Raw genomic sequence first — 19,683 nt, forward strand, 5'->3', positions numbered from 1 at the left:
CATCGGATGATCTTTGCGCGCCGAGATCCCGGCTTCGCGCGGCGAGCGGAGGGCGAACGGTCGGGCCTCAGCTCCGGCAGCGGTCCGAGCTGTAGAGGTGCGAGTCCGGGAAGTGCCGGGCCGCCAGCGCCTCCCCGACGATGATCACGGCGGTGCGCTGGATCCCGGCCTCGTCGACGGCCTTGGGCATCTGCTCCAGGGTCCCGCGCAGCACGATCTCGTGTGCACGCGACGCGTGTGCCACCACCGCGGCCGGGCAGTCGCCGCCGTAGGAGGGGGCCAGGGCGTCGACGACCTCGGCGATCCGGTGCACGGCCAGGTGCAGCACCACGGTGCCGCCGGCGGCGCCCAGCTTGTCGAGTCCCTCGTTCTCCGGCATCGGGGTCGCGCGCGCGGCGATCCGGGTGAGGGTGACGGTCTGGGCGACCGTGGGGACGGTGAGCTCGCGGCCCAGCGCCGCGGCCGCCGCCGCGTAGGCGGGGACTCCGGGGCACACGTCGTAGGGCACGCCCTCGGTCTCCAGGCGGCGCATCTGCTCGGCCATCGCCGAGAACACCGACGGGTCCCCCGAGGCGAGGCGGGCGACGTCGAGCCCGTGCCGGTGCGCGCGCACCATCTCGTCGAGAATCTCGTCGAGGGTCATCAGCGCGGTGTCGACGGTGCGAGCGCCGGGCGGGCAGATCTCCAGCATCTCCGGCGGCACCAGGCTGCCCGCGTAGAGGCAGACCGGCGCGGCCGCGATGAGGTCGCGGGCCCGCAGCGTCAGCAGGTCGACCGCACCGGGTCCGGCCCCGATGAAGTGCACCGTCACAGCTCGGTCCTCACAGAACGTTCCTCCAGCTCCACAGGGTCACGGGCATGGCGGGGCGCCATCCGTGGAAGCCGCCGACGGGGACGGCGCGGGCGACCTGCACCCGTACGAGGTCCCCGCCGTGTGCGGCGTGGGCGGCGGCCAGGGCCGCCTCGGTCTGGACGGTGACCGCGTTGGCGACCAGGCGACCGCCCGGGCCCAGCGCGGCCAGGCAGGCGTCGAGGACGCCCTCGCGGGTCAGCCCGCCGCCGACGAACACGACGTCGGGCCGTTCCAGCCCGGCCAGTACGTCCGGCGCGGGACCGGTCACCACCCGCAGGCCGGGGACACCGAGCGCCGCGGCGTTGGCGGCGACCCGGTCGGCGCGCTCGGGGCGGGTCTCGACGGCGATCGCGCGGCACCGCGGGTGCGCCCGCATCCACTCGATGCCGATCGACCCGGACCCGGCGCCGATGTCCCACAGCAGCTCCCCCGCGCGGGGCGCGAGGTGGGCGAGGGTGACGGCGCGGACCTCGCGCTTGGTGAGCTGACCGTCGTGGTCGTAGGTGTCGTCGGGCAGGCCGGGCGTCTCCCCCGGCGGGACGAGCCCGGTGTCGGGGACGCACTCGAGCGCGACGACGTTCAGCGCGTCCGCCTCGCCCCGCCAGGCCGCGGCGGTGGCGGACACCCGGCGCTCGTCGGGCGCGCCGAGCCGCTCCAGCACCGTCATCCGCGAGTCGCCCCATCCGGCGCCGGCGAGCAGCCCGGCGATCTCGGCGGGTGACCCGGCTCCGGCCGAGAGCACGACCAGCCGGGCGCCCGGGGCCAGCGCCCGGCGCAGCGCGTCGAGCGGGCGGCCGACGACGCTCAGCACCGCCACGTGCTCCGAACCCCAGCCCAGCCGGGCGCAGGCCAGCGCCACCGAGGACGGGTGGGTCAGCACCCGCAGCCGGTCCGGCCCGGCGACGCGGGCGAGCGTGGCGCCGATCCCGAAGAACATCGGGTCGCCGGAGGCGAGCACCGCGACGCGCCGGTCGGCGAGGGAGTCGAGGATCCCCGGCAACGCCGGGACCAGCGGCGACGGCCACGCCCACCGCTCCCCCGCCACGTCGGCGGGCAGCAGGTCGAGCTGGCGGGACCCGCCGAGCAGCACCTCGGCGTCGCGCAGCGCGTCGCGGTGGGTCTCCGGCAGCCCGGCCCAGCCGTCGGCGCCGATCCCGACGACGGTGAGCGGGTCACCCACCGGTCTTGTCCGTGACCCCGGCGGCGTCGAAGGTGGCGACGTCGGCCATCGCCCGCGCCGCGCCCTGCAGCACCGGCAGCGCGAGCAGCGCGCCGGTGCCCTCGCCGAGGCGCATGTCGAGCTCCAGCAGCGGCGCGAGGCCGAGGTGGTCCAGAGCGAGCGCGCCGCCCGGCTCGGCGGAGCGGTGCCCGCCCAGGCAGTAGCCGACGACGTCCGGCGCGAACGCGGCGGCGACCAGGGCGGCGGAGCCGGCGATGACGCCGTCGAGCACCACCGGGACGCGCAGCGCGGCGGCGCCCAGGACGAACCCGGCCAGCCCCGCGTGCTCCAGCCCGCCGACGGCGGTGAGCACCCCGAGCGGGTCGGCCGGGTCGGGCCGGTGCAGCTCCAGGGCGCGGCGCACGACGTCGGCCTTGCGGGCCAGGGTCTCGTCGTCGACGCCGGTGCCGCGCCCGGTCGCGACGGCCGGGTCGGCGCCGGTGAACGCGCACACCAGCGCGGCCGCGGCGGTGGTGTTGGCGATGCCCATGTCCCCGGTGAGCAGGCAGCGGTTCCCGGCGGCGACCAGGTCGCGGGCGACCTCGATGCCGTGCTCGAGCGCGGCGCGGGCCTGCTCGCGGGTCATGGCCGGGCCGGTGGTCATGTCGGCGGTGCCGCGGGCGACCTTGCGGGGCAGCAGGCCGGGCACCGGATCGAGCCCGGCGGCCACCCCGACGTCGACGACGAGGACCTCCGCCCCGAGCTGGCGGGCGAACGCGTTCACCACCGCACCGCCCGCGGTGAAGTTCGCGACCATCTGTGCGGTGACCTCCTGCGGCCACGGGGTGACGCCCTGGGCGTGCACGCCGTGGTCGCCGGCGAAGATCGCGACCGCGGCCGGGGACGGCACCGGCGGCACTTCGGCCCCGGCGATCCCGGCGAGCGCGACGGCCACGTCCTCCACCCGGCCGAGCGCGCCACGCGGCTTGGTCATCCGGTCGAGCCGGTCGCGGGCCGCGGCCAGGGCGACCCCGTCGACCGGCGCGACGGCGTCCACGGTGGACTCCAGCAGGGCGGTGGGCGCGGCGCCGGGCAGCCCGCGGGCGCCCCAGGTGTCCTGGTGCACCGCCCAGTCCAGCGGGCGCCGCCGGGCCCAGCCGTGCTGTTCCAGCTCGGGCCGGTCGGGGAAGGCGTCGACATGGCCGACGCACAGGTAGGCGACGACCTCGACGTGCGCGGGCAGCCCGAGCAGCGCGCCGAGCTCGGTGAGGCCGTCGTCGCCGAAGAACGACACCCAGCCGACCCCGAGGCCCTCGGCGCGGCCGGCCAGCCACAGGTTCTGCACCGCGAGGGCGGCGGAGTACGGACCCATCTCGGGGCGTTCGTGGCGGCCGAGGGTGTGCCGGCCGCCGCGGGTGGCGTCGGCGGTCACGACGACGTTCAGCGGGGTCTCGCGGATCGCCTCCACCCGGATCGCGCGCAGCGCCTCGGCGCGGGCGGCGGGCAGCGACGCGGCGTAGCGGTCGCGCTGGGCGGAGACGAGGGCGTGCACGCGCTCGCGGACGCCCGCGTCGCGGACCAGGACGAAGTCCCAGGGCTGGGAGAACCCGACGCTCGGGGCGGCGTGCGCGGCCTGCAGGACGCGGGTGAGGACCTCGTCGTCGACCGGGTCGGGCCGGAAGCCGGTGCGGACGTCGCGGCGGGAGTGCAGGACGTCGTAGAAGTCCGTCACGTCGGCATTCCTCCTGCGGTACACGGCTCGGCGACGGATGAGACGACCACACGTCCGTAGAGGTGGTCAACTGTCCCTTCGGGTCGGTCGGGCACCTCACATGCCGGATGGGGCATGCTCGACGACCGTGCTCTGCCCCTGCGGTACCGGCCGCCCCGAGGACACCTGCTGCGCCCCCGTGCTCGCCGGGCGCCCCGCCGCCACGGCGGAGGCGCTGATGCGCAGCCGCTACACCGCCTTCGTGCGGGGCGACCGTGCGTACCTGCTGGCGTCGTGGCACCCGTCGACGCGGCCGCGACGGCTGCGGCTGGAGCCGGGGTCGGTGTGGACGGGGCTGGAGATCGTGGCGCGCTCGGGCGGGACGATGTTCTCCACCGACGGGACCGTCGAGTTCCGGGCCCATCGGACGGACGGGGTGCTGGCCGAGCGCAGCCGGTTCGTCCGGGAGGACGGTCGGTGGTTCTACGTCGACGGGGACGTGGAGTAGGTAACACCCCGTCCCCCGGCGACGACTCCGCGTGGACTCACGGGTGGGGGACGGTTGGCACGGCACAAGGAGCGCGGCCCGGACGGGCGGTTCGTGAAGGCGAGCACGGGCGTCGGCGCGTTGCTGCTGGCCCTATGGCTCGCCGTGTCCGGCGGCGGCCTGGGCGGCGGCGCCGCCGGCGGGGTCGCCGGGTCGGGTTCGTCGGCCGCGGCAGGCTCCTCGGGGTCCGGCGCATCGGCCTCGCGGAGCGTCCGGGCGAAGAACCGCAGCCAGGACGGGACGGCACGACGGCTGTCCCGCGCGGGGCGGGAGGTGCATCGCCTCGACGGCGACGTCCGGACCGACTGCGGGTCCGTGTCCTACGGTCGCGTGCGCGACTTCTTCGTCGGGACCCCGTGTGTCGGGGTCGGCCGGGCGTCGTTCGAGGTGCGGGAGGGTGGCGCGCGGGTGGTGGTGGCCGTCGCCGCGGTCGAGATGCCCGGAACGGCCGACGCGATGGGATTGAAGCGCCTCGTCGACACGTACGGCACCGGCAACGTCCGGGAGCTGCGGACACCGCGTGGGGTGCGCTGGACGGGGCGCCACTACACCTCGGGGCGCGATGACGTGACGGTCGTGAACGCCCAGGCCGAGCCGATCGGTGCCTCCGCCGTGGCAGCGCGGCTGGCCGACGCGGTGGCCCGCGACGCCGCCCGGAGCTGAGGTCCGGGATACCGGGGACGGCGAACGGCCCTCCACCTGCGGCGACCGAACTTGTATCGAACATGTGTTCGATTATACTCGGTGGCGTGGCTGTGACCCACGAGCCTCCCGTCCACGCCCCCGGCGTGGACGGGCGCGGGTTCGCGTCCGGTGAGCTCGCGCTGCTGCGGCTCCTAATCGACCAGGTCGTCGACGACGACGTCTCCGTGCTCTCCGAGGCCGACCTGATCGACCAAATCCGGCAGATCGAGTCCCTGCAGTCGTCCCTCGCCGCGCTCCAGGCGACGCGCATCCGGGCGTTCGCCCAGGCACACGTCGAGAACAGGCTCACCGACGAACGCGCCGACGCCGACGGGCTCCATCGCAGTGTGGTCGCCCAGGTCCAGCTCGCCTGCCGCGTCTCCACGGCCGAGGCCCGCACCCGGGTGGCGAACGCCCGGGACCTGTACGCCGGGTTCGGGCGTGTCCGGGACCTGCACATAGCCGGGCAGCTCAGCGCCGCGAAGGTCTCCGCGATCGCCGTCGAGTGCCGTGATCTCGACACCCGTCGCCGCAGACAGGTCGACGCCCGTCTCGCCCTGCACGACCTGCCCCGCCTGGGCATCGGACGGCTCCGCGCGATGACCCGCCGGCTGGTCGCCGAGATCGCCCCCGACCTGTTCCGCGCCCGCGTCCACACCGCCCGAGCCGAACGCCGGGTCACGCTGCGGCCGGCGCCGGACGCGATGAGCTACCTGACCGCCTACGTGCCGGCCGAACAGGGCGCCGCCTGCCTCGCCGCCCTCCAGAAAGCCTTCGTCGAGGTCCAGGTCGACCCCGCGCCGCTGACCCGCACCCGCGGACAGGTCCTCGCCGACACCCTCGTCGAACGCGTCACCGGACAGACCACCGCCACCGCGGTGAACCTCGAGGTCCAGGTCACCGTCCCGGTCCAGGCCCTGCTCGACCCCACCTCCCCGCTCCCCGCGGAGATCCCCGGCCTCGGGCCCGTCCCGGCCGATCTGCTCGCCACCTCCGACGGGACGAAGGCGCTGCGCCGGCTGCTCACCGACCACGGTCTGGTCATCGGCGGCGACTCCCGCCGACGCACCTCCACCGGCCTGCTCGCCACCCTGGTGAGGGCCCGGGCGCAGAACCGGTGCACCGAGCCCTACTACGACGCACCGATCCGCCACCTCGACCACATCCACCGCACCGCCGACGGTGGCCGCACCGAGCTGGACAACGGACGGGGGGTGTGTGAGTTCCACAACCACGTCCGCGAACAACCCGGCTGGCACGTCGCCCGTGGACCCGCCGGGGTCACGACCACCACCCCCACCGGACACACCTACCTCGCACCCGACCCACCGTGAGCCGCGTCGCGACTGTCGCCGGTGCGGCGACGCGGCTAGCGTGCCGGGACGTGGATCATTCCCCGCTCGGCGACGACCCCACCGGCGGACCGCTGGACGGCGTGCTGGTCGCCGACTTCTCCCGCGTCCTCGCCGGGCCCTACGCCACGATGATGCTGGCCGACCTCGGCGCGACGGTGATCAAGGTCGAGGGTCCCGGCGGCGACGACACCCGCACCTGGAAGCCGCCGGTGGTCAGCGACCCCGAGCAGGGCGACATCTCCACCTACTACCTGTCGATCAACCGGAACAAGCGGTCCGTGGTGCTCGACCTGACCGACCCGGGCGACCTCGCGGCGGCACGCGAGCTGGCGCGGCGGGCCGACGTCGTCGTCGAGAACTTCCGGCCGGGCGGCGCGGCGCGATTCGGGCTGGACCACGACAGCGTCTCGGCCGGCAACCCCGGGGTCGTGTACTGCTCGATCACCGGGTTCGGCGCCCGCGGCGGCGCCCACCTGGCCGGCTACGACCTGCTCGTCCAGGCGGTGTCCGGGCTGATGAGCCTGACCGGCGACGTCGACGGGCCGCCGTTCCGCGCGGGGGTCGCGGTGTTCGACGTCCTCACCGGCCTCCACGCCGCACTCGCGGTCGGCGCGGCGCTGCGGCACCGCGAGCGGACCGGGCAGGGCCAGCTGCTGGAGACGAACCTGCTGTCGGTCGCGATGTCCACCCTGGTCAACCAGACCGAGGCCTACGTCGCCGCCGGCGCGGTCGGCCGCCGGATGGGCAACGCCCATCCCAGCGTCTTCCCGTACCAGCCGATGCCCACCGCGGACGGCGACCTCATCGTCATCGCCGGCAACGACGGCCAGTTCCGCAAGCTCGCGACCGTCCTCGGCGACCCGGCCATGGCCGAGGACCCGCGCTTCGCGACCATGTCCGACCGGATCGGCCACCGGGAGGAGATCGAGCAGCGGCTGCGCGCCCGCCTCGCCACCCGCACCGCCCAGGAGTGGTACGACGCGATCACCGCCGCCGGCGTGCCCTGCGGCCCGATCAACACCGTCGACGGCGGTGTCGCCCTCGCCGAGGAGCTCGGCCTCGACCCGGTCGTCCGGGCCGACGACGCCGCCGCCGTCCCGACCGTCCGCAACCCGGTCACCTGGTCGGTGACCCCACCGTCCTACCGCCGCTCTCCCCCGCCGCTGGGTGCCGACTCCGCCGAGGTCCGGGCCTGGCTCGACCAGAACGGATAGCGCCACTCGCCGCCATCGGATAGTCTCGGTATCCACGCAGCACCGTGACGAGGGAGTGGACCGATGGCGCCGTACACCCGCACGACCAACGAGCCGACCGACGGGCCGGTCGTCGTGTTGCTCATCGGCATGCGCTTCAACCGGCCCTGGAAGGTCCGGGCCTGGCTGCCGGTGGTGAGCGCGATGTCCGGGATGCTGCGTGAGCTGGAGCGCGACCCCGCCCACGGGCTGCTCGGGACCCGCCCGGGGATCGGCCCCGGCGGCCCGTTCCTCGTGCAGTACTGGCGCGATCGCGAGTCCCTCTACGCCTACGCGAGCGACACCGCGGCGACGCACCGGCCGGCCTGGGCCGCGTTCAACCGCCGCGCCCGCCGCTACCCCGGCGCCGTCGGGATCTGGCACGAGACCTTCGTGGCCGGGGAATTCGAGACGATCTACGGCGACATGCCGCCGTCGGGGCTGGCGAAGGCACTGGGCGTGCGCGAGATCGACGCCGCCACCGACGGCGGCCGCCGCCGGCTCGACGCCTCACGACACGCCGCCTGACGTCTCGTGTTGCGGGCCGTAACGGGCCACCGGAGGATCGGCCGATGAGTTCGGGGGCGCAGACGGCGAAGCGGCCGTCGCAGTGGGCGATCTGGTTCTTCGGGGCACTCGGCGGGATCCTGTGGGGGTACGACACGGGCGTCATCTCCGGGGCGATCCTGTTCATCCCCGACGACATCCCGCTGTCGTCGCTGGAACAGGGCACCGTGGTGTCCGGCCTGCTGGTCGGCGCGATGCTCGGGGCGGGCGTCTCCGGCAAGCTCGCCGACACCCTCGGCCGGCGGCTGCTGATCCTGCTCGGCGGGATCGTGTTCGTCATCGGCACGCTCGGCGCCGCCCTCGGGGTGAACGTCGCGATGCTCGTCGGGTTCCGGTTCGTGATGGGCGTCGGCGTCGGCATCGTGTCGGTGGTCGTGCCGATGTACCTGTCCGAGCTGGCCCCGGCCCGCATCCGCGGACGGCTGACGTCGCTGATGCAGCTGCTGGTGACCGTCGGGATCTTCCTGGCCTACGTCACCGACTTCGCCTTCGCCGAGTCCCGGGACTGGCGCTGGATGATCGGTCTCGGCGTGATCCCCGCGGTCGTCCTCGCCATCGGCATCTACACCCAGCCGGAGAGCCCCCGCTGGCTGGTCGCGCAGAAGCCCGACGGCGGCGAGGAGGACGCGCGGGTCGTACTGGAGCGGCTGCGCGGCACCCCGGAGGCGGCCGAGGCCGAGCTGTCGGAGATCCGAGAGAGCGTGCGGGTCGAGCGGGAGAACACCGAGAAGGTCGCGATCGGGACGCTGTTCTCCCCGCGGCTGCGGCGGCTGACCCTCATCGGGATGCTGCTGGTGTTCTTCCAGAACTTCGTCGGCATCAACACGATCATCTACTACGCGCCGACCCTGCTCACCGACGTCGGCTTCGGGGCGACCGGCGCGATCGGCGCCAACGTGGGCATCGGCGCGGTGAACATGCTGATGACGCTGCCCGGGATGTGGCTGATCGACCGCGCCGGGCGACGCCCGCTGCTGCGCTGGGGCGCGGTCGGCATGTGCGTGGCGATGATCGTTCTGGCTGTCACCAACCTGGTCGGGTTGGAGCAGGGACCGCTGCTGCTCGGGCTGACGCTGGCCGGGATCGTCGTCTACATCGCCTCGTTCTCGATCTCCTGGGGCCCGGTGCAGTGGGTGCTGCTGCCGGAGCTGTTCCCGCTGCGGGTCCGCGCCGGCGCGGTCGCGTTCTGTGTGACGTTCAACTGGCTGTTCAACATGACCGTCGCGCTGCTGTTCCCGTCGCTGCTCGAGGCGTTCGGCGCGGGCTGGAACTTCCTGTTCTTCGCGGTGACGACGGCGGCCGCCTACATCTACGCGACCCGGCTGCTGCCCGAGACGAAGGGCCGCAGCCTGGAGGAGATCGAGCGGGACCTGGCCCAGCCGGTCACGGCGAAGCCGGCGTGACCGGCGGGGTGTGCGCGGTGACCTCCGGGGCCTCGTGGCGGTACGGCTCCACCGCGACCGCGCACAGCTGACCGCTGCACCCCTGCGCGAAGCCCGACGTACCCCGGTCGCGGGTCACGGCGTTCGGGTTGCCGTGCACGCAGAGGCCGTCGTCGCCGAGTTCGGGACGGTCCGGGTCGGGACGCGGGTCCCACCACGCCCCGGTCGGCAGCTGGAGCACGCCGGGCCGGATGTCGTCGGTGACCCGCGCCGCGGCCAGGCAGGCACCCCGGTCGTTGTGGAGGCGGACGACGTCGCCGTCGCCGATGCCGAGCCGGGCGGCGTCGTCGGGGTGGATGCGCACGACCTCGCGCCCGGAGCGTTTCGACCCGGCCGAGTGGGCGCCGAAGTCGAGCTGGGAGTGCAGCCGGGTCGCCGGCTGGTTGGAGACCAGCCAGAACGGGTGCCGGTCGTCGGGGACCTCGGTCGGCTCGATCCACGCCGGGTGACCGGGGTGGTCGGGCAGCCCGAGCGCGGCGATCGGGCCGGACCCGACCTGGACGCGGCCGGACGCCGTCGGCAGCGGGTGCGCGACGGGGTCGGCGCGGAAACGGGCCAGCACCCCGCCGTCGTCGGGGCGCTGGGGCAGCTCCAGCTCGCCGCGCTCCCAGAACTCCTCGAACGACGGCGCGTCGAGCCCGCGGTCGGCCAGGCCCTTGCGGGTGCGGTCGTACATGTGGACCAGCCACTCGTGCGACGTCCGGCCCTCGGTGAAGGCCTCGCCGTGCCCGAGCCGCACGGCCAGGTCGGCGAGCACGTCGTAGTCGTCGCGGGCCTCGCCGTGCCGGGGCACCAGCTGCTTCATCGCGACGACGAGCGGGTCGGAGCTGGTGGCGCCGATGTCGTCGCGTTCGAGGGTCGTCGTGGACGGCAGCACGACGTCGGCGTGCCGCGCGGTGGCCGTCCACATCGGGTCGTGGACGACGAACGTGTCCAGCTCGGCGACCGCGCGCCGCATCCGGCGCAGGTCCTGGTGGTGGTGGAACGGGTTGCCGCCGGCCCACCACGCCATCCGCACGTGCGGGTAGGTGTGCCCGGCGCCCTGGTAGGAGTAGGTCTCCCCCGGGTGCAGCAGCATGTCCGCGACCCGCGCGACCGGGATGAACGAGGTCACCGGGTTCGGCGCCCGGGAGAACGTGGGTACCGGCACCGCGTTGCGCGGGCGCCCGTAGTGCCCGAGCGACCCGAGGCCGTAGTTGAAGCCGCCGCCGGGGAGCCCGATCTGACCGAGCACCGCAGCGAGCGCCGTCCCGCCCCAGACCGGCTGCTCGCCGTGCTCGGCGCGCTGCAGCGACTGCGCGACGGTCACCAGGGTGCGGCCGTGTGCGATCCGCCAGGCCAGCTCGCGGATCGTCGCCGCCGGGATGCCGGTGACGCCCTCGGCCCACGAGGCGTCCTTCGCCGGGGCGGCGAACAGGTACTCGCGCAGCCGGTCCCAGCCGTCGCAGTGCGAGGCGAGGAAGTCGGTGTCGGCCCGCCCCGCCTCCACGACGGTGTGCATGAGCGCCAGCATCAGCGCGACGTCGGTGCCGGGCCGGATCGGCAGCCAGGTGGCGTCCACCTCCTCCGGCAGGTCCGGACGCAGCGGGCTGACCAGCACGAACACCGCGCCCCGGTCGCGGGCGGCGCGCATGGCCCCGCGCTCGACGTGCCGGCTGACCCCGCCCGCGGCGATCGCGGAGTTCTTCAGCGCCATCCCGCCGAACGCGACGACGGTGTCGGTGTGCGCCGCGACCTGGTCCCAGGTCACCGCGTAGCGGGTCACCGCGTCGAAGGTGCCCAGCACGTGCGGCAGCACCACCTCGGCGGCGCCGCCGGAGTAGGTGTTGACCGAGCGGGTGTAGCCCCCGGTCAGCGCGAGGAACCGGTGCAGCTGGCCCTGGGCGTGGTGGAAGCGCCCGGCCGACGCCCAGCCGTAGGAGCCGCCGTAGACGGCCTCGTCGCCGTGGGTGGAGCGGACCCGGTGGGTCTCCTCGGCGAGCCGGTCGAGCACGGCGTCCCAGGACACGGTGCGGTAGCCGTCGCGCCCACGACCGGGGTCACGGCCCGGGCCGCGGTCCCACCAGCCGCGGCGCACCGCGGGCGCGGCGACCCGGGCGGCGTGCCCGACGGCCGCGGGGATGTTGTCCAGCACCGGGGACGGGTCCGGGTCGCCCGGGTGCGGGCGGACCCGCAGCCTGCTGCCGTCCCACCGGGCGTGGAACACGCCCCAGTGCGCGCTGTGGGTCCTCACGTTCTCGGTCACCACCGACCACCGTAACCCGCATGCGGGGGCCCGCATACGGGAAAGCCCGTCCCATGACGACGACCGCTGAACTGCTGACCGACCACGTCGGCCGGATCGACGAGCTCGTGCGCGAGGTGGTGGACGGCCTGTCCGAGGCCGACCTCGCCCGCCGCCCGGAGGGTGCGGACGGGCCCGGCAACCCGATCGGCTGGCTGGTGTGGCACCTGCTGCGGGTGCAGGACGACCATGTCGCCGAGGCGTTCGGGTCCGACCAGGTCTGGACCGGCGAGGGCTGGGCGCAGCGCTTCGGCCTGGACCTCGACGTCGCCGACACCGGGTTCGGGCACACGTCGTCGCAGGTCGACGCCGTGCGCACGACCGCGGACCTGCTGTCCGGCTACGGCGCGGCGGTGCACGAGCGCACCGTCGGGCACCTCGCGGGCCTCGCGGACGACGACCTGTCCCGCGTCCTGCCGCCCACCTGGGGGGAGAACGTGACCCTCGGCGAACGCCTGGTCAGCGTGGTCGGCGACGACCTCCAGCACGCCGGTCAGGCGGCCTACCTCCGCGGGCTGCTCGGGGTGTGACCCCGCCCGCCGCCTAGGCTGGTCCCGATGGCCACCGCACCCGCACGCGTCCCCGACCTGACCGCTCTCGCCCTGCTCCGTGACATCGCCTGCACCGGGAGCATCTCCGCCGCGGCCGAGGGGCTCGGGCTGACGGTGCAGGCCGCGTCCGCGCGGATCCGGGCCGCCGAGCAGCAGGTCGGGGGCCCGGTGCTCGAACGTGCACGCCGGGGGCGGCGGTCCAGCAGGCTCACCACCCGCGGGGTCCTGCTCGTGGAGTGGGCGGGCCCGCTGCTGGCAGCCGCGTCCGATCTGGACGTCGCGGTCGCGGCACTGCGCGACGAGCCGGCCGGGGAGGACACCGTCGTCCTGGCCGCGAACCCGGTGGTCGCGGAGTGTCTGCTGCAGGCCTGGCTGGTCGAGCTGCGCGACGGTCCGGGCGGGCGGGTCGTGCTGCGCGACAGCCCGGATCCGGCGGCGGCGGTCCGGTCCGGTGACGCGGCGGTCGGTGTGGTGTCCGCGCCCGGCCCGCTGGAGGACCTGCACGCGGCGACGGTGGGATCGGACCCGCTGGTGCTCGTCGTCGCCCCCGGGCACCCGTGGGCCGGGGGCGACGGCGTCGACGCCGCACAGCTGGCCGGTACCCCGCTGCTCACCCGTCCGCCCGGTGCCGGGGCCCGGCCCGCGCTGGAGGCCGTGCTCGACGCCGCCGGTGCCGGGGAGCCCGTGCCGCCGCGGCGTGAGTACGCCGCGGACGCCGCCCTGCGTGCGGCGGTCCGCGCCGGTGAGGGCCCCGCGGTGCTGGGGCGGGCGGTCGTCGGCGCCGACGTCGCGGCCGGGTCGCTGGTCGTCGTCGACGTCCACGGTCTCGACCTGACCCGGGAGTTCCGCGCCGTCTGGCGGGAGGGCACCTCGCCCCGCGGCACCGCCCGTGACCTGCTGCGGATCGCCACCGGCGGCCGGATCCGCTGACCCGGCCGGACCCGACCCGGCTCAGCCGGCGGCGGCGGTGAGCAGCGCGTGCCCGGCCAGTGCGGCCGCGACGCCGACGAGCGCGCTCGCCGCCGCGTAGCCCACGGCGAGCGCGGCGCGGCCGCGTTCGAGCAGCGACAGCGTCTCCCAACCGAACGTGCTGTAGGTGGTGAACGCCCCGCAGAACCCGGTGCCGAGCAGCGCGGCGAACCCCGGCCCGGACACCGGGGTCAGCGCCACCACACCGCCGAGCACGAACGACCCGGCCAGGTTGACCACCCAGGTGCCCCACGGGAACGCCGAGGGCGTCCGCGCCTTGATCGCCGCGTCGACGAGGTAGCGCAGCGGCGCTCCGACGGCCGCACCGAGCGCGACGAGCAGCGCCGTCACCGGGCTCCTCCCCCGGCGAGCGCGCGGGTCAGGGTCGCGCCGAGCGCCGTCGCGGCGACGGCGAGCACCGGGGTGCCGACCATCAGCGCCAGCGACCCCGGCGAGCCGAACGCCGGCGCGGCGACGTCGACGGCGTAGGTGGAGAACGTCGTGTACCCGCCGAGCACCCCGACGCCCAGGGCCGGGCGGACGAGCGGGTGGGCCCGGAACCTCTCGGTGACCAGCACCATCAGCACCCCCATCAGCAGGCAGCCGGTGATGTTGATGAGCAGCGTCGTCCACGGGGCGGGCGGGCCGACGAGCCCGAGCAGCCAGCGCGCCTCGGCGCCCACCACCCCGCCGGCGGCCACCGCCGCCGGCACCGCCGGCCGGCCGGGCGCGCTCACGCGGCCGCCTCCGCCCGGGCGACGCGCCGCGCCGTGGGCAGGCCGATCGCGGCCGCGATCAGGCAGGCCACCGCACCCAGGGCGAGTCCGCCGCGACCGCCCCACTGCTCGCTGACCCAGCCGGCGATCGGGCCGCCGATCGGGGTGGACCCGAGGAGGGCCACCGACCACAGCGCCATCACCCGGCCCCGCATGTGCGGGGCCGAGGCCAGCTGCAGGGTCGAATTGCCGCCGGCCATGAATGCGACGCTGGCCATCCCGACCAGCCCCATCGCGGCCAGCGCGACCCACAGCGACGGCGCGACCGCGGCCAGGCCCAGGACCAGGCCGAACAGCAACGCGGTCCGCACCAGCATCGGCACCCCGGTACGCCCGTGCCCGGCGACGACGAGCCCCCCGACGACCGCGCCGACGCCCATCGCGCCGGTGAGCCAGCCGTAGGTGGCCGCGTCGCCGCCGAAGGTCTGCGAGGCCACGACCGGCAGCACCACCGGGAACTCGTAGGCCAGGCAGCCGATCAGCGCCATCATCACCAGGGGCACCCGCAGCTCGGGGTTGTCGCGCACGTGGGCGAGCCCCTCGCGCAGCTGCCCGGGCGCCCGGGGCGCCGGAGCGGTGGGCATGAGCGCGGAGGTGTCCAGGCGCAGCAGCGAGGTCACGACGGCGACGAAGCTGACCGCGTTCACCGCGAAGCAGATACCGGTCCCGCCCGCGACGATGACCAGCCCGGCCACGGCCGGTCCGACGGCGCGCGCGGCGTTGACCAGGACCGAGTTGAGGGTGACGGCGTTGCGCAGGTCCTCGGGCCCGACCAGCTCGTGCACGAAGGTCTGCCGGGCCGGGTTCTCGACGGCCTTGTTCAGCCCGAGCACCGCGGCCAGCACGTAGACGTGCCAGAGCGCGACGGTACCGGTGAGGGTGAGCACGGCGAGTGCGGCGGCCTGCAGGCCCATCATCGTCTGCAGGCCGACCATCAGCCGTCGCCGGTCGAGGCGGTCCACCCACACCCCGGCGTAGGGGCCGAGGAGCAGGGTGGGCACGGTCTGGACGGCGACGACGGTGCCGAGCACCGCCGCGGACCCGGTCAGCTCGTACACCAGCCAGGACTGGGCGACCGACTGCATCCAGGTACCGACCAGGGAGATCGACTGGCCGCCGATCCAGAGCCGGTAGTTGTGGCCGGACAGCGCGGCGAAGGTGCGGGCGAGCGCCCGGCGGGACGCCTGGTCCGGACCGGCGCTCACCGGGCGTCCCGCAGGGCCCCGGCGAGCGCGTCGAGCGCGGGCAGCGCGGCCCGCAGCCGTGCGGCGTGGTCGGGGGTCAGGGCGTCGACGTGTGCGGCGAGCAGCCGGGTGCGTTCCTCGCGGCGTCGGCGGTACTCGGCGGCACCGGCCTCGGTGACCGCGACGCGCACGGCGCGACCGTCGTCGGGGTCGGTGTCGCGGACGAGCAGCCCGGCGACCTCCAGCTTGCCCGCCAGGCGCGACAGCATGGTGGGGTTGACGCCCTCGACGGTGGCGAGCTCCCCCATCCCGATCGGGCCGCGGACGGCGACGGTGCCGAGTACCGACACAGCGCTGCGGGTGAGGTCGGAGCCGCGGGTGGCCCGGTCCAGGCCCCGGGCGATCCGGGCCAGGTCCGTGCGCAGCCGCGCCAGCTCGTCGGGGTCGAGGCCGCTCATGCACACTCCATATGTTTGCCTGTCGGTAAGCATATACCTGTGCAACGATCCGCGCCGCGCGCGGACGGGGCGGCGCCCCGGTCAGGCGGGAGCGACCTCGGACTCGGCGGACCGGAGCCGGGACGCCAGCCGCTGCAGGTCGTCGCGGAGGCGGAACAGCTCGTCCATCGACATGCCGGTGGCCTCGATGACCTGGTCCTGCGCGGCGGCGGCGTGCTCGCGCAGCGCCTTGCCCTTCTCGGTCAGCGACACCTGCACGGTGCGCTCGTCGTCCGGGCGACGGGCGCGGGTGACCAGCCCGTGCCCCTCCAGCCGGGTCAGCATCGGCGACAACGTGCCGCTGTCGAGGAACATCCGCTCGCCGAGTTCCCGCTGGGGCACCGTCTCCTCGGCCCACAGCACGAGCAGAACCGCGTACTGGCTGTAGGTCAGGCCGATGGAGTCGAGGATCGGGCGGTAGCACCCGGTCATCGCACGCGACGCCGAGTGGAGCGCGAAACAGAGCTGCTCGTCGAGCGCCAGCGGCGCAACGGTTCCGGGCTCGGTCATTCCCACAGGGTAAGCGCTCGATGTCGGGAGTTCATCCGAGCCCGCAGGATCGGCTCGGCACCGGGCTCCCGCGGACCGGGCACGACGAGGAACGGGTCCGGGGCGCGACCACCCCCGAAGCGGTCGCGCCCCGGACCCGGGGCCGACGGACCGGAGGGCTCCCCAGCGCCCGGTCCGTGCAGAAGTTCGTGTCGTTCTGTTGTGCACCCCGGATTCCCCGACTCTGCGCGCCTCAATCGCAAACAGCTCCGGTTCACCCGCAGCTCCCAGTGTCGGCGCGCACCGTGACCCGGTCGCCGGTATCCCGCTGCGGCAACGGGGTGACGGCGGGTCGGTACGACGGCGGTACCGCGACCGCCCGTCAGCGTCGGCGGCCGGGTGGCGGGACGGGCTCGGGAGCGGTCATGTCAGGGCCTCCGTGGGAGGGTGACCCCGGGGTGTCCGCACCCGTCCGGTCCCCGGTCCGGCCGGGGCCGCGGACACCCGGAATCGCTGACGTCCGGAGGCGCCGTGCACGCGATCCGCACCACCGCCCGGCTGCTGCTGGGCGCCTTCCTCGTCGCCGCGGGCGACGCCCACCTGCTCGTCCCGGCCGAGTTCCTGGCCCAGGTGCCACCGTTCCTGCCCGCGCCCGGCGCGGTGGTGCTCGTGTCCGGGCTCGTCGAGATCGCGGTCGGGGTCGGGGTGCTCCTCGCACCGGCCCGGCTGCGCCCGCACGCCGGGCTGGTCGCGGCGGCGCTGTTCGTGCTGGTGTTCCCCGGCAACGTGGCGCAGTACCTCACCGGCACCGACGCGTTCGGCCTCGACAGCGACGGCGCCCGCGCGACCCGGTTGCTGTTCCAGCCGCTGCTGGTGGTGTGGGCCCTGTGGGCGTGCGGCTCCGGTGCCCTGCTGCGGCGGGGCCGCCGCCGCATCGCCTAGGACTTCTGCACGGTCCGGGCGAGGATGCCCAGGGTCGCCTTGAGCGACGCCGCGGAGATCACCGGGAACAGGTCGGAGTCGCGGTACTGCGGGTGGATGTCGGACCAGTCGCACCACGAGACGACCCGGGTCCCGCCGCCGTCGGCCTCGGCGACCGGCTCCAGCCGGTAGCCGTAGACGTGACCGACCGGCGGGCGCATGACGCCCACGATGGTCCAGGAGATCTCGCGGTCGGGCACGTAGCTCGCGATGTGCACGGTGACGTCGTAGCGGCCCATCGGGCGGTCGCCGAGCGAGTCGCGGTCCATGTGCACGACGAAGGTGTCCCCGGCCGCCGAGACCGGCCCGCCCTCGGCCGACATCAGCATCCCGGAGCTGTCGACGGCCACGTGCCCGCGCGGGTCGCGGAGCACGGCGAAGATCTCGGACGGGCTCGCGTCGACGATGCGCGAGGTCTCGATCCGCTGGTCGCTCATGGACCCGATCATGCCCCGTCCCGGCCGGTCCGGCCCGGGGACGGGGCACGACGGTGGCGCGATCAGGAGGCGGGGCCGACCGGGAAGCGCAGGACGGCGCCGACGCCGTCGGTGAGCGTGACGTCGTCGTCGGGGTGGACCAGCACGACGGCGGCGCCGGTCGCGGCGGCGGCGCGGACCAGGACGTTCGCGGCCGGACCGGACAGCACCGGGGTGTCGCCGACGAGCTCGTCGGCCTTCTCCCCCACCGCGGCCGGGTCGGAGCCGGCGACCAGCTCGGTGCCGGGCACCGCGGCCGGGTCGACCAGCAGCGTCTCGACGGCGTGCGCGCGGGTGGCGCCGGCGACGTCGCCGAGCCCGGTGACGGCGAGCCCGTCGCCGCGCCCCGACGCGGTCGCGAAGCTCGCGACGGCGTCGCCGCGGCGGGTCTCGCGGATCTCGTCGGCGGCGGCGCGCACGGTGTCGTCGACCTGATCGGGGACCGTGCCGCCGGTGTTCTCGATCTCGGCCATGATCCCGGCCGAGGCCGGGGGCAGCTCGTCGCGCAGGCGGGCCCGGGACTCCGCGTCCCCGGCGACGACGAGCAGGCCCGCGTTGCCGGCCCGGACGGACTTCTCCACCTGCTCGGCGACGGCCTGGGCGTTGCGCTTCCAGGTCTCCTCGACCCGGGCGTCCGCGGTGCCCTCTCCGGGGCCCGCGGTGCTCGCCTTGTGGACCGGGCCGCCCGAGTCGGTCGACACCTCGGAGACCGTGCCGTCCACACCGCGGACCCGGCCACCGGTCCGGTCGACCGCGACGACGACGGTCGCCACGTCCTCCCCCACGGCGCCGAGCACGCCCAGCAGGTCCGGGACCGCACCCCAGGCCGCGGTCCCGCGCTCGGGCGGGAACTCGGTGTGCCGGTCGAGCAGGACCCGCGCGGCGTCGGCGACGAGGACCCGCCCGGCCGTGCCGTCGGGGGCGTCGGCGGCGGTCACGGCCTCGTCGAGCACGGCGAGCGCCGACTCGTCGGCACCGTCGTCGGCCAGGCGCTCCCGCAGCTCGCGCCAGCGCAGGCGGTACTGCTCGGTGGCGTCGGCGGTGTCGTGCGTGGCATCGAGCACGACGGTCGCGAAGGGACCGTCGCTGTCGTTCAGGGTTCGGATCCAGTCGGTACGCATCCCCCCGCACCTTCCCGGCACACACGGCGGCAAACCTGGCGCGGCGGCTCAGGTGGACCAGGCTCCCGCGGCGTCGGCGAGGGCGTCGACGACCTCACCCGGCAGCGGCCCGGCACCCCGGGCGGCGGCCGAGAGCGCCCCGGTCACCCGGCCGTCGTGGCGCAGTGCGACCGCGACCGCCGTCGCGCCGGGCAGCAGGGCGCCGCTCGCGCCGCGTTCGAACCCGTCGGCGCGGATCCGGGCGCAGGTGTCGAGGAGCGCGGCGGCGGCGCCGGGATCACCCTCGTGCGCGGCGAGCGCGACCCGTTTGCGTTCGGCCGGGCCGAGGTGGGCGAGCAGGACCCGGCCGGCCGCGGTGTCGGGCAGCGGCGCGCGGACCCGCGCCGACAGCGCCACGTCGAAACCCTCGTCGGCGCCCGCCCAGTCGAGGTAGACGGCGTCGTCGCCGATCCGGGCGGCGAGCAGCACCGGCAGCCCGGTGTGCCGGGCGAGCTGGTCGAGCGCCTCGTGCGGGATCGCCGGGACGGGTGGTTCCCCCGCTCTCGCCGCGAGCATCCACGGCGCGGGGCCCAGGGTGTACCGACGGTCGCGCTCGTCGAGGTAGCCGGTGGCGACCAGGCCGTCGACGAGTTTCTGCACCGAGGACACCGGGGCGCCGACGCGGCGGGCCAGCGCCGACAGGGAGCTGCCGTCGGGCCGGCGGGCGGCAGCCTCCAGCAGACCGGCCACCCGGTCCACGGTCCGGTGGTGGTTACGCATATGGGTAAGGCTAGCCCGCAGGAGCGAGAGAAGTTAGCCATGCTCA

The 19,683-nt window shown here is 75.3% G+C and carries 21 protein-coding genes; 9 read left to right on the plus strand and 12 right to left on the minus strand.

The features are described from left to right. Positions 1-67: 67 nt before the first annotated feature. Genes cobM through cobT form a run of 3 tightly spaced genes read right to left on the minus strand, consistent with a single transcriptional unit; the run spans position 68 to position 3,744 of the window. Positions 68-811, minus strand: coding sequence for a precorrin-4 C(11)-methyltransferase (gene cobM, locus ATL51_RS05150; RefSeq protein ID WP_073574968.1), 744 nt, complete (start codon positions 809-811; stop codon positions 68-70). Between the two features lie 10 nt (positions 812-821). After that, a complete protein-coding gene (gene cbiE / locus ATL51_RS05155) occupies positions 822-2,033 on the minus strand; it encodes a precorrin-6y C5,15-methyltransferase (decarboxylating) subunit CbiE (RefSeq protein ID WP_100877832.1) in 1,212 nt (403 codons plus the stop codon). Continuing rightward, complete coding sequence (gene cobT / locus ATL51_RS29665; RefSeq protein WP_208622922.1) at positions 2,026-3,744, minus strand: nicotinate-nucleotide--dimethylbenzimidazole phosphoribosyltransferase; 1,719 nt, start codon at positions 3,742-3,744, stop codon at positions 2,026-2,028. The genes cbiE and cobT overlap by 8 nt, the downstream gene beginning before the upstream one ends. A 100-nt stretch (positions 3,745-3,844) precedes the next feature. Here cobT and ATL51_RS05165 point away from each other — a divergent pair, with 100 nt between their 5' ends. The 6 genes from ATL51_RS05165 to ATL51_RS05190 all read left to right on the plus strand — a co-directional run bounded on the left by ATL51_RS05165 (position 3,845) and on the right by ATL51_RS05190 (position 9,511). Beyond that, entirely contained in the window at positions 3,845-4,231 is a 387-nt protein-coding gene (locus ATL51_RS05165; protein WP_073574971.1) for a YchJ family protein, read from the plus strand. A 54-nt stretch (positions 4,232-4,285) separates the two neighbouring features. Beyond that, a complete protein-coding gene (locus ATL51_RS05170; protein WP_100877834.1) occupies positions 4,286-4,933 on the plus strand; it encodes a hypothetical protein in 648 nt (215 codons plus the stop codon). 86 nt (positions 4,934-5,019) lie between these two features. Beyond that, positions 5,020-6,288: an HNH endonuclease gene (locus tag ATL51_RS05175; protein WP_301548896.1), complete on the plus strand. Its 1,269-nt coding sequence runs from the start codon at positions 5,020-5,022 to the stop codon at positions 6,286-6,288. A gap of 50 nt (positions 6,289-6,338) precedes the next feature. After that, entirely contained in the window at positions 6,339-7,523 is a 1,185-nt protein-coding gene (locus ATL51_RS05180; RefSeq protein WP_073574974.1) for a CaiB/BaiF CoA transferase family protein, read from the plus strand. 63 nt (positions 7,524-7,586) lie between these two features. After that, positions 7,587-8,069: a DUF4188 domain-containing protein gene (locus tag ATL51_RS05185; RefSeq protein WP_100877836.1), complete on the plus strand. Its 483-nt coding sequence runs from the start codon at positions 7,587-7,589 to the stop codon at positions 8,067-8,069. A gap of 44 nt (positions 8,070-8,113) precedes the next feature. Beyond that, on the plus strand, positions 8,114-9,511 hold the full coding sequence (locus ATL51_RS05190; RefSeq protein ID WP_100877837.1) for a sugar porter family MFS transporter: 1,398 nt from the start codon (positions 8,114-8,116) through the stop codon (positions 9,509-9,511). Here the strand turns inward: ATL51_RS05190 and ATL51_RS05195 are convergent. Beyond that, positions 9,492-11,795 (minus strand): molybdopterin-dependent oxidoreductase, encoded by a 2,304-nt coding sequence (locus ATL51_RS05195; RefSeq protein ID WP_301548897.1) that lies wholly within the window; start codon positions 11,793-11,795, stop codon positions 9,492-9,494. The two genes, ATL51_RS05190 and ATL51_RS05195, sit on opposite strands and share 20 nt — an antisense overlap. A 53-nt stretch (positions 11,796-11,848) precedes the next feature. Between ATL51_RS05195 and ATL51_RS05200 the strand changes: the two genes are divergently transcribed. Beyond that, complete coding sequence (locus ATL51_RS05200; RefSeq protein WP_073574978.1) at positions 11,849-12,364, plus strand: mycothiol transferase; 516 nt, start codon at positions 11,849-11,851, stop codon at positions 12,362-12,364. A 27-nt stretch (positions 12,365-12,391) separates the two neighbouring features. Beyond that, complete coding sequence (locus ATL51_RS05205; protein ID WP_100877839.1) at positions 12,392-13,315, plus strand: LysR family transcriptional regulator; 924 nt, start codon at positions 12,392-12,394, stop codon at positions 13,313-13,315. A 21-nt stretch (positions 13,316-13,336) separates the two neighbouring features. On the opposite strand, the gene crcB is transcribed toward ATL51_RS05205, so the two are convergent. From crcB to ATL51_RS05230, 5 genes are all read right to left on the minus strand, one after another. Beyond that, a complete protein-coding gene (gene crcB / locus ATL51_RS05210) occupies positions 13,337-13,705 on the minus strand; it encodes a fluoride efflux transporter CrcB (protein WP_100877840.1) in 369 nt (122 codons plus the stop codon). Continuing rightward, on the minus strand, positions 13,702-14,091 hold the full coding sequence (locus ATL51_RS05215) for a fluoride efflux transporter FluC (protein ID WP_301548898.1): 390 nt from the start codon (positions 14,089-14,091) through the stop codon (positions 13,702-13,704). Before ATL51_RS05215 ends, crcB begins: the two co-directional genes overlap by 4 nt. Beyond that, positions 14,088-15,335, minus strand: coding sequence for an MFS transporter (locus ATL51_RS05220; protein WP_100877841.1), 1,248 nt, complete (start codon positions 15,333-15,335; stop codon positions 14,088-14,090). Before ATL51_RS05220 ends, ATL51_RS05215 begins: the two co-directional genes overlap by 4 nt. Beyond that, on the minus strand, positions 15,332-15,772 hold the full coding sequence (locus ATL51_RS05225; RefSeq protein WP_100877842.1) for a MarR family winged helix-turn-helix transcriptional regulator: 441 nt from the start codon (positions 15,770-15,772) through the stop codon (positions 15,332-15,334). Before ATL51_RS05225 ends, ATL51_RS05220 begins: the two co-directional genes overlap by 4 nt. 81 nt (positions 15,773-15,853) lie before the next feature. After that, positions 15,854-16,321: a MarR family winged helix-turn-helix transcriptional regulator gene (locus tag ATL51_RS05230; RefSeq protein ID WP_073574984.1), complete on the minus strand. Its 468-nt coding sequence runs from the start codon at positions 16,319-16,321 to the stop codon at positions 15,854-15,856. A 510-nt stretch (positions 16,322-16,831) separates the two neighbouring features. On the opposite strand from ATL51_RS05230, the gene ATL51_RS05235 reads away from it, so the two are divergent. Continuing rightward, positions 16,832-17,242: a DoxX family protein gene (locus ATL51_RS05235; RefSeq protein ID WP_100877843.1), complete on the plus strand. Its 411-nt coding sequence runs from the start codon at positions 16,832-16,834 to the stop codon at positions 17,240-17,242. Here ATL51_RS05235 and ATL51_RS05240 read toward each other — a convergent pair. From ATL51_RS05240 to ATL51_RS05250, 3 genes are all read right to left on the minus strand, one after another. Further along, complete coding sequence (locus ATL51_RS05240) at positions 17,239-17,718, minus strand: SRPBCC family protein (protein WP_208622923.1); 480 nt, start codon at positions 17,716-17,718, stop codon at positions 17,239-17,241. The genes ATL51_RS05235 and ATL51_RS05240 overlap by 4 nt on opposite strands. A gap of 62 nt (positions 17,719-17,780) precedes the next feature. Further along, positions 17,781-18,878, minus strand: a complete 1,098-nt coding sequence (locus ATL51_RS05245) for a baeRF2 domain-containing protein (protein WP_100877844.1) — start codon at positions 18,876-18,878, stop codon at positions 17,781-17,783. Positions 18,879-18,926: 48 nt separating this feature from the next. Then, positions 18,927-19,637 carry an IclR family transcriptional regulator gene (locus tag ATL51_RS05250; protein WP_083658319.1) on the minus strand — a complete coding sequence of 237 codons (711 nt, stop codon included), beginning with the start codon at positions 19,635-19,637 and terminating at the stop codon, positions 18,927-18,929. Positions 19,638-19,683: the final 46 nt, after the last annotated feature.

The sequence above is a fragment of the Pseudonocardia alni genome, assembly GCF_002813375.1.
Lineage (GTDB): Bacteria > Actinomycetota > Actinomycetes > Mycobacteriales > Pseudonocardiaceae > Pseudonocardia > Pseudonocardia alni.

Excerpts from the sequence above, each read along its gene's own strand:
- ATL51_RS05165 (WP_073574971.1), top strand. The coding sequence starts at position 3,845 with ATGCCGGATGGGGCATGCTCGACGACCGTGCTCTGCCCCTGCGGTACC.
- ATL51_RS05185 (WP_100877836.1), top strand. The coding sequence starts at position 7,587 with ATGGCGCCGTACACCCGCACGACCAACGAGCCGACCGACGGGCCGGTC.
- ATL51_RS05225 (WP_100877842.1), bottom strand. The coding sequence starts at position 15,772 with ATGAGCGGCCTCGACCCCGACGAGCTGGCGCGGCTGCGCACGGACCTG.
- ATL51_RS05245 (WP_100877844.1), bottom strand. The coding sequence starts at position 18,878 with ATGCGTACCGACTGGATCCGAACCCTGAACGACAGCGACGGTCCCTTC.
- ATL51_RS05200 (WP_073574978.1), top strand. The coding sequence starts at position 11,849 with ATGACGACGACCGCTGAACTGCTGACCGACCACGTCGGCCGGATCGAC.
- ATL51_RS05250 (WP_083658319.1), bottom strand. The coding sequence starts at position 19,637 with ATGCGTAACCACCACCGGACCGTGGACCGGGTGGCCGGTCTGCTGGAG.
- ATL51_RS05240 (WP_208622923.1), bottom strand. The coding sequence starts at position 17,718 with ATGAGCGACCAGCGGATCGAGACCTCGCGCATCGTCGACGCGAGCCCG.
- ATL51_RS05205 (WP_100877839.1), top strand. The coding sequence starts at position 12,392 with ATGGCCACCGCACCCGCACGCGTCCCCGACCTGACCGCTCTCGCCCTG.
- ATL51_RS05230 (WP_073574984.1), bottom strand. The coding sequence starts at position 16,321 with ATGACCGAGCCCGGAACCGTTGCGCCGCTGGCGCTCGACGAGCAGCTC.
- ATL51_RS05190 (WP_100877837.1), top strand. The coding sequence starts at position 8,114 with ATGAGTTCGGGGGCGCAGACGGCGAAGCGGCCGTCGCAGTGGGCGATC.